Below are 14,100 nucleotides of genomic sequence, written 5' to 3'. Positions count from 1 at the left end.
TTTATGGAAAAGAAAATATTTAATTATGAAGTGAAGTTAACCGAAGATAGTGAGCCTATAATTTTTGAAACAGGATGGAAAGCAAAACAAGCTAATGGTAGTATATGGATTAAACAGGGTGGCTCAGTTGTATTGGTAACAGCTGTTGCTTCAAAAGAAGCATCCGAAAACCTTGACTTTTTCCCACTAACCGTAAACTACATAGAGAAGTTTTATGCTGTTGGGAAAATCCCTGGTGGATTTATAAAAAGAGAAGGTAAGCCGAGTGATAAGGAAACACTGATATCTAGATTAATTGATAGACCTATAAGGCCACTTTTCCCTGAAGGGTTTAGAAATGAAACGCAGATTATTGCAACGGTGGTATCAAGCGACCAGGTTAACTCTACAGATATTTTAGCTTTAAATGCGGCAAGTGCAGCGTTGATGATTTCTGATATCCCTTTTGAAGGGCCAATTGGTGCAGTAAGGGTTGGCAAAATTAATGGTGAGTATGTAATTAATCCTTCTGCTGCTATTTTTGATGATTTAGAGATGAATATCGTTGTTGCTGGTACAGAAGATTCTATAGTAATGGTTGAAGCTGGGATGAAAAACTGCAGTGAAGAAGATGTAGTTAATGCTCTTGAATTTGGTCATGAGGCTATTAAAAAGTTAGTTGAAGTTCAAAAAAGGATGAGAGATGAGATTGGCAAAGAAAAATTTGAGTATATGGATTTCTCTGTTTCTGAAGATGACTTAAATAAGTTATACGATGAGATAGGTGATAAGTTAAAAGAAGCTGTTTTGATCCCTGGTAAGTTGGAAAAATATGAGGCGATAGATAAGGTAAAAGAAGAGTATTTTGAGAAACTCAAAGAAGAACTTGGTGATGAGTTTGAAGAGAATAAAGGTTACTATAATGAACTTTATCAAGAAGTAGAAAAGAAAGTTTTTAGAGATATAACATTGAATTCTGGTAAAAGGGTCGATGGAAGGACTTATACTGAAATAAGACCAATAGATATCGAAGTTGATTTGCTTCCATGTGCCCATGGTTCAGCTCTTTTTACTAGAGGCGAAACACAGGCATTAGTAACCGCTACTCTTGGGACAAAGTTTGATAGTCAACTTTTAGATGATTTAGAAGGTGAAACGTATAAGAGATTTATGTTGCATTATAATTTTCCACCATTTTCAGTAGGTGAGATAGGTTTTCTAAGAGCCCCAGGTAGAAGAGAAATCGGACACGGTTTTTTAGCAGAAAGAGCTCTTGCATCCATGTTGCCAGGTGAAGATGAATTCCCTTATACAATTCGAGTCGTTTCTGAAATACTTGAGTCTAATGGCTCATCTTCTATGGCTACGGTTTGTGGTGGTTCTTTAGCATTGATGGATGCGGGTGTTCCAATAAAGGATGTTGTAGCTGGTATTGCAATGGGGCTTATTTACGAAGGTGATGATAATTATGTAATATTAAGTGATATTATGGGGATTGAAGATCATTTAGGTGATATGGATTTTAAGGTGACTGGTACTGAAACTGGTATAACAGCTCTACAAATGGATATAAAAATAAAAGGGTTAAAAAGAGAGATTTTAGAGAAAGCTCTTGCTCAGGCAAAAGAAGGTAGATTATTTATACTTCAAAAAATGAAAGCTGTTTTAGCAAAACCTAGAGAAGAAGTTTCACCTAAAGCTCCAAGATTTGTTAAGGTTAAGATAAACCCAGAAAAAGTTGGTTTGTTAATTGGTCCAGCTGGAAAAACTATTAAATCGATAATTGATAAAACTGGTGTGAAAATAGATATTTTAGAAGAAGGTGAGCTTCATATTTTTGGTAATAATAAAGAAGCGATAGATAGTGCCATTGAGATGATTGAAGCTGTTACTCAAGAGTTGACAGTTGGTAAAATCTACAACGCAAAAGTCAAAAGAGTTGTTGATTATGGTGCTTTTGTAGAGCTATTCCCTGGTGTAGAAGGGCTTTTGCATGTTTCTCAGTTTAGCAAAGAGAGAATTGAGAATATAAGGGACCATGTAAAAGTTGGTGATTCTTTAGATGTCGAATATCTTGGTAAAGATGATCAGGGTAGAATAAAATTAAGTAGAAAAAATTTGGTGTAAAGGGGGATCTCCCCTTTTCTTTTATATCTATGAAAAGCGTCAGAATAAAAGTAAAATGTCTAGATAAGGATTTGTTGCCGAGTTATCAGTCGGTTGGTTCGAGTGGATTAGACTTGCGTTCAGCTGTAGAGCTAACTGTATATCCAGGAAAAATATCTCTTGTGCCTACAGGACTTTATTTGGAGATTCCATTAGGTTATGAAGCTCAGATTAGGCCAAGGAGTGGTTTAGCACTAAAACATGGTATAACAGTTTTGAATACACCCGGTACAATAGATGCTGACTATAGAGGTGAAATAAAGGTTATTCTGATAAATTTAAGTGATAATCCGTTTGTTGTGCGAAAAGGTGACAGAATCGCTCAAATGGTAATATCAGAGGTGATTAGAGCTGAACTGGAACTAACTGATAAAGTTACAGAGACTGATAGAGGTGAAGGTGGCTTTGGTTCAACCGGTATTGACTAATTTTAAGAATGTATTAGAATAGTATTAATGAGAGCTTTGTTTTTAGATACATCTTCAAATTACCTTTCAATGGCTGTTTATGAAGAGGATAAATTGTTACATTCCTCTACTACTTTATTATATAACAGATTTAATGAAGAACTGTTGGATTATTTAGATTTTGTTCTTAAAAAGATTAACATTTCAATAAACGATATAGAAGTTTTTTATGTTGTTTCTGGTCCTGGATCTTTTACTGGTATAAGAATTGGGGTATCAACATTATTAGGTTTGGCATTATCTCAAGATAAGAGTCTTTATGGAATAACCTCTTTAGATGCTACAGCACTGGTTATTAACAAATTTTATTTAAAAGATAAGTTTACATTAAAATATAAGTTAAGATTAAATGAGTATGCAGTTAGGAGCTATGATTTTTCTACAATGAATTTTAGTGAATATTTAGTGAAAGATATCAAAGAAATAAGTGAAGAAGCTATAAACCTTTCTGATTTAGAGATACCTTTGACTTATTCTATAATGAATAAAAATTTTGAACAATTTATAGTAAGTTATAATCCTTTTTATATGAGGAAATCTCAGGCAGAGATAAACTTTGATAAGGCTAGCAACGCATAACGATTTGGAAGATATTTACAATATTGAAGTGGAAGTGTATGATGATCCATGGTCATTAGAAAGTTTTGAAAATGAATTGGAAAGTTCAACATCATATGTTTATGTATATGAAGAAGAGCAGATTATAGGGTTTGTTATCTACTGGGATTTGGGAGAGGAGGTAGAAATAGCAAATATAGCTGTTAAAAAATCTTTCCAAGGTAAAGGGGTTGGAAGAAAGTTGCTTGATTTTGTATTGAATAATACTGATGCTTTGTATTACTATTTAGAAGTGGAATCAAATAATGAGAAAGCTATAAAATTATACACAAGTTTTGGGTTTTTAGAATATAATTTTAGAAAACATTATTATGGACTTAACAGACATGCTAAATTAATGAAATTAATTAAGGGGTGAAATATGCTGAATAATAATGATAGCGTAATTAAAGAATTATTAAAAAATAATGAAGAGTTTAAAAAATTATTCGAAGAACATATTAGGTTAGAACAAGATCTTGAAGCATTATACAGTTTAAAATATTTTCCTCCTGAAGTTGAAATTAAAATTAAAGAGATAAAATTAACTAAATTAAAAGGTAAGGATAGAATGAATCAAATTATAAAGGAATATAAAAAAGAAAAAGGGGTTAGTTAGAATGGAAAGAAAAAAATATGTTTTTACTTCAGAATCTGTGACAGAGGGGCATCCAGATAAGGTCGCTGATCAGATTTCCGATGCAATATTAGATGCTATGTTAAAAGATGATCCATATAGTAGGGTAGCATGTGAAACTATGGTTACAACTGGTTTAGCAGTTGTAGCTGGAGAAATTACCACAAGAACTTATGTTGATATTCCTGGTTTAGTGAGGGAAACAATAAAAGAGATAGGTTATACCCGTGCAAAATATGGTTTTGATTATGAAACTTGTGCCGTAATAACAACAATAGATAAGCAATCACCTGATATTGCTATGGGAGTTGATACTGGTGGCGCTGGTGATCAGGGGTTAATGTTTGGTTTTGCTTGTGACGAAACCGAGGAGCTGATGCCTTTACCTATTATGTTAGCTCATAAAATATGTAAGCAACTGAGTGTAGTAAGGAAACAAGGTATATTAGATTATTTAAGACCAGATGGTAAATCGCAGGTAACGATACAGTATGAAGGGTTTAAACCTGTAAAAATTGATACTATAGTTGTTTCAACTCAGCACTCCCCAGATGTTAAGTTAAAAGATTTAAAAGAGGATGTTATTGAGAAAGTGATAAAGCCAGTTGTTCCTCAAGAGCTGCTTGATGAGGAGCATGTGACATATCATATAAACCCTACCGGTAGATTTGTAATAGGTGGACCTATGGGGGATTGTGGTCTTACGGGTAGAAAAATTATTGTTGACACTTATGGTGGTGTAGGAAGACATGGTGGTGGATGTTTTAGTGGAAAAGATCCATCAAAAGTGGATAGAAGTGCAGCTTATGCAGCAAGATGGGTAGCAAAAAATATAGTTGCAGCAGGTTTAGCAAGAAGGTGTGAGATACAGCTTGCTTATGCAATAGGGGTTGCTTATCCTGTATCTATTATGGTTAACACTTTTGGGACAGGTATAATCCCAGATGAAGAGATCGAAAAAATTGTAAAACAAGTTTTTGATTTAACTCCAAAAGGTATTATAGAAGCTCTTGATTTGAGAAAACCGATTTATAAACAAACTGCAGCTTATGGGCATTTTGGTAGGAAAGAATTTAGCTGGGAGCAAACAAACAAAGCTGATGAGCTTAAAGAGCTAGCTGGAAAATTGGGAGCCTAAACCTAAACTATTAAGGGGGATTTAAATGGATTTTGATATAAAAGATATAGGACTTGCAGAAATTGGTAAAAAGAGGATTTTGTGGGCTGATAAAGATATGCCTGTTTTGAGAAAAATTAGAGATAGATTTGAAAAGGAAAAGCCTTTAGATAGCATTAAAATGTCATGCTGTTTGCATGTTACTGCTGAAACAGCAAATTTAGTTAGGACTTTGAAAGCTGGTGGAGCAGATGTTGTTTTATGTGCATCTAATCCTCTATCTACTCAAGATGATGTAGCCGCATCACTTGTGAAGGATTTTGAAATACCTGTTTTTGCTATAAAAGGTGAAGATAACGAAAGTTATTATAAACATATAAAAAGCGCTATAGAGCATTCACCAAATATTACTATGGATGATGGTGCTGATCTGGTTAGCGAAATCTTAAAGAATTATCCTGAGTTACATGGACAAATCTTAGGTAGTATGGAAGAGACTACCACAGGTGTAATTAGATTAAAAGCTATGGAGAAAGATGGAGTATTAAAATTTCCTGTTATAGCTGTAAATGATGTTCAAACAAAATTTATGTTTGACAATAGGTATGGTACAGGGCAGTCTACATTGGATGGGATTATAAGAGCTACAGATGTGCTTTTAGCTGGGAAAGTTTTTGTTGTAGCAGGTTATGGATGGTGTGGTAGAGGTTTGGCAGAAAGAGCAAGGGGGATGGGAGCAAATGTTATTGTTACAGAAGTAAACCCAATTCGTGCGTTAGAAGCAGCAATGGATGGTTTTAGAGTGATGAAAATGATTGATGCAGTTAAAGAGGCTGATATTGTTTGTACTGTAACTGGAGATATACATGTTTTGAGAAGAGAGCATTTTGAAGTAATGAAAGATGGTTGTTATATTTGTAATTCTGGGCATTTCGATGTAGAAATAGATATCCCTGCATTAGAAAGTTTGGCTACAGAAATAAATAAAAATGTTAGAAATTTTGTAGATGAATATGTTTTAAAAGATGGTAGAAAATTGTATTTATTGGCTGAAGGAAGATTGGTAAATCTTGGCGCTGCCGAAGGGCATCCGGCAAATGTTATGGATATGAGTTTTGCTACTCAAGCTTTGGCTTCTGAATACGTTTTGAAAAACAAAGGTAAATTAGATAAAAAAGTTTATGTGTTACCTAAAGAGATTGAGGATGATATTGCTTTTACAAAATTAGAGACAATGGGTATAACAATTGATGAATTAACTGAGGAACAAAAAGAGTATCTCTCTTCATGGGAAATTGGTACATAAATGAATAAATATGATGTAATTATTCTTGGTGCTGGTCCTGCTGGTATAGCTTCAGCTAAGAGATTAGCTGATTTTGGGAAAAAGTTGTTAATTATAGATTCCAGTATTGGTGCAAGCTATTTACAAAAGGGGAGTGTTTTATCCAATTCTGTTTTGTATTATAGTTATTTGTATGATATCTTTCAAAGCAAAATAAGAAATTTTTTAAATATTGATGCAAAAGATGTTTCTATAGATTTGAAGAAATTAAAAAAACAAATTGATAATATAAGGAATAAGTTATCAAAAACTTTTATTAATGAAATATCTAATCATCAAAACATTGATATTTGCCATTCAGAAGCGGAATTTGCTAGTGAAAAAAGTGTGTTAGCAGATGGCAAAGAGTTTTTTTTTGAAAATCTTATAATAGCCACAGGATCAAATCCTATAAATCTAAAAACCACTAACAAAATAAACTTTTTAAGTTTAGAGAATTTTCTTAATGTAAAATCTATACCTGAAAAGATTGCAATTATCGGTGGTGGCTATATCGGTGTAGAAATTGCAATGATTTTTAAAAGGTTTGGTTCACAAGTAATTATTATAGAAAAAAATGATAGATTATTAAAAGATTTCGATGACTTTATAGTTAAAAAGTTTGAAGATAATATAAAAAAGGATGGGGTAGAAGTTTTAAAAAATTGTTACCCTGACAAAATAGAAAAAATAGGTAATAAAACGATTATATTTTTATGTAATGGCGAGCAAATTGAAACAAATGAAATTTTTGTAGCAATTGGTAGAAAACCTAATATCGACAATTTAAAGTTAGAAAATGCTCAGATTAAATTAACAAAAGATGGAAATATCAAATTGAACAGATATCTTCAAACTACAAATAAGTCAGTTTATGTGATTGGTGATGCGACTGGCTTTAATATGTTTGTAAATTGGTCATATAAATCTTCGGAAATAGTGTGTGAAAATATATTGGGTGGTAAGAAAAGTTATAAAAATGTAATAATACCAAAACTTATCTATTCAGATCCTGAAATAGCTGGCATAGGTTTAACGGAGATTGAGGCTAAAAATCAAAAATATGATTATGGCGTAGTTAAGTACAATTATGCTGATGTTGAAAAATCGGCAATACTGGGTTATTCAAAGGGGATTATTAAAGTTATTTTTGATAAGAAAAGTAATAGAGTGATAGGTGCTCATATCTTAGGTAAAAGTGCTTCAGAATTAATAAATGTGTTTGGTTTAATGATTCAATTAAAAGTTGATGTGGATAAAATGAAAGAGTGTATATTTAATAACCCTTTATTTGCCTCTATCCTTACAGATATTAGTGAGGCGATTAAGGAGAAAATAAGTGATTCTTAGTTTATATTGTTGGTTAGCCTTATACATCTGTACCGCTTTGATTATAATTATTGGTGCACCGTTTGAAATTTTTAGAATAAAATTTAGTAATAGAAGTTTTTATAGGAAGCTTGGTTATTACTGGGGAGTTTGGTGTCTAAAAAGTACTTTTACTAAGTACAAAGTTTCCGGATTAGAAAATATTGATTTCAAGAAAAACTACATAGTGATGGGGAATCATTTAAGTTATTTTGACATTTTTTTAGTTTTTGTTGCATTAAAAGACAAAGTAGTTTTTATGGCTAAAAAGGAGCTATTTAGTTTACCATTTTTTGGTTGGGTTTTAAAAAGGATGGATTTTATACCGGTTAATAGAGAAAATCCTAGAGAAGCTTTAAAAAGTCTTATAGCAGCTTCTAAGTTATTAAAAGAAGGGGATTCTATTCTTATGTTTCCTGAAGGCACAAGATCTAAAGATGGTAAATTACAAGAATTTAAACAGGGTGGTTTTATTTTAGCAAAAAGGTCAAATCTTGATATACTGCCTTTTGTGATAAAAGGAACTGATAAAGTATTAAGAAAAGATAGTAAAAAAATTAACCCTTTTCAGAAGGTTGAAATAAAGATATTACCACCAATTTCATCTCAGGATAAAAAAACTGGTGAGCTATTGGTCGCTGTAAGAGAGGCAATTGAGTCAGAGTTAAATGGTTAAGGTCATTTTAGGTTTAGGCTCGAATTTAGGGGATAGAGTACAAAATATTTATAGTGCTTTAAAGTCCCTTGAAAAAAATATGATTTTTATAAAGAGGATATCTCCAATATACTCAACAAAATCTCTTTTAAGGGACAATCAACCAGATTATTTGAATTTAGTAGCTGTTTCTTTTACGAACTTACAGCCAGAAAACATTTTATTTATTGTTAAAAAAATTGAAGACCAAATGGGTAGAAAGAAAATAGGTAAGTGGAAAGAGAGAATAATTGATATCGATATAATTGATTATAATGGAGAGATTATAAAATCGGGAAATTTAAAAGTGCCTCACCCAGAGTTTACTAAGAGAAGCTTTGTCCTTTATCCAATGCTCGATATTGAAAGAGATTATTTGCATCCAGAATACGAAAAAGGGTTAACCTATTTTATAAAAAATTTAGAAGATGACTTGGGTATTAAAAAAGTGGGGGAACTAAAATGGCTATAATAACTATATCGAGGGAGTATGGTTGTGCTGGTGAGTACGTAGCTGAAAGATTAAGCAAAGTTTTAGGTTATAGATATGTAAATAAAGAGTTAATAGAGTATATTGCAATCTTAACGGGTGTTCCTAAACATATTGTTGAAAAATATGATGAAGAGATGCATTCAGACTTAAAAGCCTTTTTATCTAAATATTTTGATCTTGATATGTTTAATGATATATTTACGAAAGTTGAAGAAGCTGAAAGAGAATCTTTTGTCGAGGATGAAAATACTCTTTTTACAGAAAGATTTACAGTAGATCACGTCATTGATAGTGAGATTTTTCAGAATATGGTTGAGCGTGTAATAAAAAAGCTAGCTGATGAAGATAAGGTAATAATTTTAGGAAGAGGTTCTCAATGTATTTTGCAAAATTATTCAAATGCTTATCATTTTAGACTTTATGCTGATTTTGAAGATAGAGTTAAATGGGTATCTAAAAGGGAAGGGGGGTCTATTGATGATGCAGCAGAAAAAGTGAAAACAATTGATAAAAGGAAGAAAAGTTTTATAAATCACTATTATAAAGAAGATATAAACAATCCATTATTGTATCATTTATTTATAAATATGTCTAAAAATTCTATAGAAAAGGTTGTTTCATTAATATCTAATTTTATCAACAATGAATGAACAATAAATCACTGTTTTTCCTTTATTTCTAAAGATTATGTTGTATTATTTTCTATGGAGGTGTTCTATGGATAATAATAAGCTTAATCAAGTTTCTGACAATTTTATGATGTATCAAAAAAAGTTTTCATTGGAAGCTATTGAAGAAATTGATTTTTTTGATGGGCTTTGGGAAGAGATTGAAGAACATATAGAAAAGCATAAAGAAGAGATCAATAAAGTTTTAGAAGATAACTAAAAATATTTTTTAATTGATTATATAATAAATTTTTAATAAACTTAATTATTTGAAAAACAAGTAATTTTTTAAAAGCGTTTAATTTTATTTAACCTTTCCTCTTGAAATTTTTGAAATAATAACCTATTGTTAACTCCTGAAATAATAACTTGGGGGTTAGAAATGAAAAGATTGATATCTATCATTATGATAGCTATGTTTTTTATGATACCAAATATTGTTAATGCTAAAGTTATCAAAGTGGGTATTACTCAGATTGTAGAGCATCCAGCACTAGATGCATGTAGAAAAGGTATAATTGATAAATTGAAAGAGCTTGGTTATGAAGAGGGGAAAAATATAGAATACGATATTCAGATTGCTCAAGGAAATATTGCTACTGCTAATCAAATTGCAAAAAAGTTTGTAGGTGACAAAAAAGATATTATTATTGCAATTGCTACCCCTACGGCATTAGCAGTTGCAAACGCTACAAAGAAAATACCTATAGTAATTTCTGCGATTACTGATCCAGTTGGTGCAAGATTGGTGAAATCACTTGAAAGGCCAGGGACTAATGTGACTGGTACAACCGATATGAGCCCTGTTAGAGAGCAGTTAAACCTTTTTAATGAGTTAGGAATTAAAATAAGAAATTTAGGCGTTATTTACAATGCAGGTGAGGCAAACAGTAGAACGTTAGTTAAGTTTACGAAAAAATATGCTAAAGAGTTTGGTTGGGATGTTGTAGAAGCTACTGTTACAAACAGTAGTGGTGTTCTTATGGCAGCTAAATCATTAGTAGGTAGAGTTGATGGTATCTACATCCCAACAGATAATACAGTTGTTTCAGCTTTGGAGTCTGTTTTACAGGTTGCCTATGACAATAAAATCCCAGTTATAACAGGTGATACTGATTCAGTAGTTAGAGGTGCATTAGCATCGTTGGGTATGAATTATTACAAATTGGGGCTTCAAACGGGTGAGATTGTATATAAAATTATTCATGGGGCAAATCCAGCGACAACACCTGTTGAGACTTTGAAGGACTTGGAGCTATATATTAATTTAAAAGCTGCTGATAAAATGGGGGTTAAAGTACCTGAATCTTTAATTAAAAAAGCTACAAAGGTGATTAAATAAAAGATGAGTTTTTACGCTTTTTTAGGAGCTTTAGAGCAAGGTGTTGTTTTTGCTATAATGGCATTAGGTGTTTATCTAACTTTTAGAGTTTTAGATTTCCCTGATTTGTCAGTTGATGGGACATTCCCTTTAGGGGCTGCTGTTTCAGCAGCCCTAATTGTCAAAGGGGTAAATCCATTTGTATCTGTTTTTATTGCCATGTTGGCTGGTGGTATAGCTGGGAGCGTAACAGCATTGTTAAATACTAAACTGAAAATTTTGCATTTGTTAGCAGGTATATTAACAATGATTGCTCTATATTCTGTAAATTTAAGAATAATGGGGCAGCCGACAGTAGCATTATTAGGATATGATACAATTTTTACACCATTTCAAAATATGTTTGGTGTGGAAAAATATATCATAACACCGATTATTTTTTCTATAATTCTTATTGTAATTGCAATAATGTTAATATGGTTTTTGCATACTGACTTGGGACTTGCAATGCGTGCCACAGGTGATAATCAGAAAATGGTTAAAGCTCAAGGTGTTAATACTGATAGGATGATACTTTTTGGGGTTGCTACTTCTAATGCTTTGGTTGCATTATCTGGTGCTCTTGTGGCCCAATCACAAGGTTCTGCTGATGTTAATATGGGGATTGGGACAATAGTTGCAGGATTAGCTTCAGTTATTTTAGGTGAAGCTATTTTAGAAGATAGGACAGTTGTGAGAGCTGTAATAGCTGTTATAATTGGTTCTATTTTGTATAGATTTGCAATTGCCATTGCATTAAGCTTTAGAATTGGGTCTTTTCAGATGAGCCCTTCAGATTTAAATTTAATAACAGCTATTATTGTGACTGTTGCTTTAATTTTCCCAGGAATTAGGAAGAAAATAGGAATTAAATTATGATTGAGTTAAAGAATGTAACTAAGGTTTTTCATAAAGGCACTGTTAATGAAAATGTTGCGATAAATGATATTTCACTAAAGATAAATAAAGGAGATTTTATAACCGTTATTGGGAGTAATGGGGCTGGCAAATCTACGCTTTTAAATTTAATAGCTGGCTATATTTTCCCTGATAATGGCTCTATTTATATAGATGGAGAGGATGTCACAAAAATTAGCGATTACAAAAGAGCTTATTACATAGGGAAGGTTTTTCAAGACCCCTTAAGCGGTACAGCTGCTTCTTTAACTATAGAAGAGAATTTAGCTATAGCTAAGAAACGTGGACAAAAGAGATGGTTTTCTAAAGGGGTAAAGGCGAAGGATAGGGAGTTTTTTAAAGAAAAACTGAAAGTTTTGGGGTTAGGGCTTGAAAATAGGTTAAAAGATAAGGTAGGGTTGCTTTCTGGTGGTCAAAGACAATCTTTAACATTATTGATGGCAACTTTGGTTAAGCCTAAAATTCTTTTATTGGATGAACATACGGCTGCTCTTGATCCTAAGACTGCAACAAAGATTATTGAATTAACAGAATATTTTATTAATGAATATAACTTAACAGCATTGATGGTAACTCATAATATGAGACAGGCTTTAAAACTTGGTAATAGAACTATAATGATGGATAAAGGTGAGATAGTTTTAGATATTTCTGGCAAAGAAAGGGAAAATCTGGAAGTGAAAGATTTGATTGATATGTTCAGTAAAGTTCGCGGTGAAGAAATTTCCGACGATAAACTCCTTTTAATTTAATTTTTTTATTTTTGTGTTATAATTTGAGAAAGGGGGTGTGAAATGAATAATAAGCTTAAGTTCTTGTTTTCTATCATTTTAACATTTTTAATGGTTACTTTTTCTTATGCAGCAGAATGGCAGATTGTTGGACCAAGAGCTCTTGGAATGGGGGGAGCTTATGTAGCTGTGGTTAATGATTCTACTGCAGCTTATTGGAATCCGGCAGCATTTGGTTTTTATTCTAAAAAGGATATTAAAAGGTATGAAAAGAAAAAATTTGGTTTGGGTATAGGTGTTGGAGCTGGTTATTCTGTACACAACGATTTAGGTGATAAAATAGATGATATATTGGATTATGATTATGATAAGGTTTCTAATGATATTTCAAATGGGGTATTAAGTGCAGAAAATCTACATGATTATATCCAAATTATTAATAACGTGAATAAGATAACAGATAAGGATGCAGTTGTTTTTAAAGCTAATGGATTTTTAGCTTCTAGGATTAAACATTTTGGTATTGGTATTTTTGCCCTTGGAAATATAGCTGCAGTACCTATAATTGATTTGAAAAATATTGCTGTTGATTCAAACGATAATAATATAATTGATAGTTTAGCTAATATATCAGGTGATAATAATTATGATGTTTTATCTTCATCGCAAGCTAATGATTTAATAGCGAAAATTTCTTCTCTTACTGGTTGGGATAGTACAAAAGCTCAAAGTTATGTTCAGGCCTTGGATGATGCATTAAGAGATAACAATATAACTCCAACTCAAGAAGAAATAGATGCAGCTTATAAGGTAGCTGAAATTGCTGCCGAAGCTCAAACAGGTGGTAGCTTTGATAATAATACTTCAAAGATTCAGTTTGAAGGATTGATATATTATGAAATACCAATCAGTTATGGTTATGCAATAAATAATAAGTTGGCAATTGGTGGAAATGTTAAATTTATGAAGGGTAGATATTATCAAACATATGTGAGTTTATATGATGATGATAATGATAATGATCTTTTTGAGAAAGCAGATGAGGATTATACAGAATCCAATGCTTTTGGTTTGGATTTAGGGATAATGTTTAAACCTAATAATCTTATTACGCTTGGTATAGTTGGTAAAAATTTAAATACACCAAAATTTGATAAACCAAATGGTGGTGATTATGATTTGGATCCTTCAGCTAGAGCTGGTGTTGCTATTACACCTTTTTCTTGGTTAACTCTAGCTGCAGATATAGATTTAACAGAAAATGATACAAATATAAGAGATTACAAGTCCAGAAATTTAGGTTTAGGAGCTGAAATATCAATTTTTAAATTTTTAGACTTACGTGCTGGTATGTATAAAAATTTAGCTGAAAGTGATATTGGTAATGTCTATACTGCTGGGTTAGGTATAAATTTATATTTATTTAGATTAGATGCTGGTATTTCTTTTTCTCAAGATACTGCGACTGTGGATGGTAATGATTATCCAGAAGAAGTAAAAGCTGAGGTTGCATTAACAATAGATTTTTAAAAGGGCTTTTAGCCCTTTTCTTTTTATAATATCAATTTAATAAAAAACTTG

16 protein-coding genes are annotated in these 14,100 nt (G+C 31.9%); all 16 read left to right on the top strand.

Going from position 1 to position 14,100, the window contains the following annotated elements:
• The first annotated feature begins 3 nt into the window (after positions 1 to 3).
• The 16 genes from pnp (at position 4) to traF (ending at position 14,049) form a co-directional block, all read left to right on the top strand.
• Positions 4 to 2,106 carry a polyribonucleotide nucleotidyltransferase gene (pnp, locus tag DEFDS_RS07640; RefSeq protein WP_013008226.1) on the top strand — a complete coding sequence of 701 codons (2,103 nt, stop codon included), beginning with the start codon at positions 4 to 6 and terminating at the stop codon, positions 2,104 to 2,106.
• Between the two features lie 29 nt (positions 2,107 to 2,135).
• Complete coding sequence (gene dut, locus DEFDS_RS07635) at positions 2,136 to 2,573, top strand: dUTP diphosphatase (protein WP_013008225.1); 438 nt, start codon at positions 2,136 to 2,138, stop codon at positions 2,571 to 2,573.
• 27 nt (positions 2,574 to 2,600) lie between these two features.
• Positions 2,601 to 3,191, top strand: a complete 591-nt coding sequence (gene tsaB, locus DEFDS_RS12690; RefSeq protein ID WP_013008224.1) for a tRNA (adenosine(37)-N6)-threonylcarbamoyltransferase complex dimerization subunit type 1 TsaB — start codon at positions 2,601 to 2,603, stop codon at positions 3,189 to 3,191.
• Positions 3,169 to 3,588 (top strand): ribosomal protein S18-alanine N-acetyltransferase, encoded by a 420-nt coding sequence (gene rimI / locus DEFDS_RS07625; RefSeq protein WP_013008223.1) that lies wholly within the window; start codon positions 3,169 to 3,171, stop codon positions 3,586 to 3,588. The genes tsaB and rimI overlap by 23 nt, the downstream gene beginning before the upstream one ends.
• Positions 3,589 to 3,591: 3 nt before the next feature.
• On the top strand, positions 3,592 to 3,828 hold the full coding sequence (locus DEFDS_RS07620; RefSeq protein ID WP_013008222.1) for a hypothetical protein: 237 nt from the start codon (positions 3,592 to 3,594) through the stop codon (positions 3,826 to 3,828).
• Position 3,829: 1 nt separating this feature from the next.
• Positions 3,830 to 4,984 (top strand): methionine adenosyltransferase, encoded by a 1,155-nt coding sequence (gene metK, locus DEFDS_RS07615; protein WP_013008221.1) that lies wholly within the window; start codon positions 3,830 to 3,832, stop codon positions 4,982 to 4,984.
• A 25-nt stretch (positions 4,985 to 5,009) separates the two neighbouring features.
• A complete protein-coding gene (gene ahcY, locus DEFDS_RS07610) occupies positions 5,010 to 6,269 on the top strand; it encodes an adenosylhomocysteinase (RefSeq protein WP_013008220.1) in 1,260 nt (419 codons plus the stop codon).
• Positions 6,270 to 7,637, top strand: coding sequence for a dihydrolipoyl dehydrogenase family protein (locus tag DEFDS_RS07605; protein ID WP_013008219.1), 1,368 nt, complete (start codon positions 6,270 to 6,272; stop codon positions 7,635 to 7,637). It abuts the gene before it with no gap.
• Complete coding sequence (locus DEFDS_RS07600; RefSeq protein ID WP_013008218.1) at positions 7,627 to 8,331, top strand: lysophospholipid acyltransferase family protein; 705 nt, start codon at positions 7,627 to 7,629, stop codon at positions 8,329 to 8,331. The genes DEFDS_RS07605 and DEFDS_RS07600 overlap by 11 nt, the downstream gene beginning before the upstream one ends.
• The gene (gene folK / locus DEFDS_RS07595; RefSeq protein ID WP_013008217.1) at positions 8,324 to 8,821 is read left to right on the top strand and encodes a 2-amino-4-hydroxy-6-hydroxymethyldihydropteridine diphosphokinase; all 498 of its coding nucleotides are present in this window, start codon (positions 8,324 to 8,326) and stop codon (positions 8,819 to 8,821) included. Before DEFDS_RS07600 ends, folK begins: the two co-directional genes overlap by 8 nt.
• A complete protein-coding gene (locus DEFDS_RS07590; protein ID WP_013008216.1) occupies positions 8,812 to 9,492 on the top strand; it encodes a cytidylate kinase-like family protein in 681 nt (226 codons plus the stop codon). The genes folK and DEFDS_RS07590 overlap by 10 nt, the downstream gene beginning before the upstream one ends.
• Before the next feature lie 67 nt (positions 9,493 to 9,559).
• Positions 9,560 to 9,730, top strand: coding sequence for a hypothetical protein (locus tag DEFDS_RS12980; protein WP_013008215.1), 171 nt, complete (start codon positions 9,560 to 9,562; stop codon positions 9,728 to 9,730).
• A 162-nt stretch (positions 9,731 to 9,892) separates the two neighbouring features.
• A complete protein-coding gene (locus DEFDS_RS07585) occupies positions 9,893 to 10,852 on the top strand; it encodes an ABC transporter substrate-binding protein (protein WP_013008214.1) in 960 nt (319 codons plus the stop codon).
• A gap of 3 nt (positions 10,853 to 10,855) precedes the next feature.
• Complete coding sequence (locus DEFDS_RS07580; protein ID WP_013008213.1) at positions 10,856 to 11,749, top strand: ABC transporter permease; 894 nt, start codon at positions 10,856 to 10,858, stop codon at positions 11,747 to 11,749.
• On the top strand, positions 11,746 to 12,540 hold the full coding sequence (locus tag DEFDS_RS07575) for an ABC transporter ATP-binding protein (protein WP_013008212.1): 795 nt from the start codon (positions 11,746 to 11,748) through the stop codon (positions 12,538 to 12,540). Before DEFDS_RS07580 ends, DEFDS_RS07575 begins: the two co-directional genes overlap by 4 nt.
• A gap of 42 nt (positions 12,541 to 12,582) precedes the next feature.
• Positions 12,583 to 14,049 carry a conjugal transfer protein TraF gene (gene traF / locus DEFDS_RS07570; RefSeq protein WP_013008211.1) on the top strand — a complete coding sequence of 489 codons (1,467 nt, stop codon included), beginning with the start codon at positions 12,583 to 12,585 and terminating at the stop codon, positions 14,047 to 14,049.
• Positions 14,050 to 14,100: the final 51 nt, after the last annotated feature.

Origin of the sequence: Deferribacter desulfuricans SSM1, assembly GCF_000010985.1 — a bacterium.
Lineage (GTDB): Bacteria > Chrysiogenota > Deferribacteres > Deferribacterales > Deferribacteraceae > Deferribacter > Deferribacter desulfuricans.
Note: the sequence above shows the minus strand (reverse complement) of the source record. Positions and strands in the feature narration are given on the sequence as shown.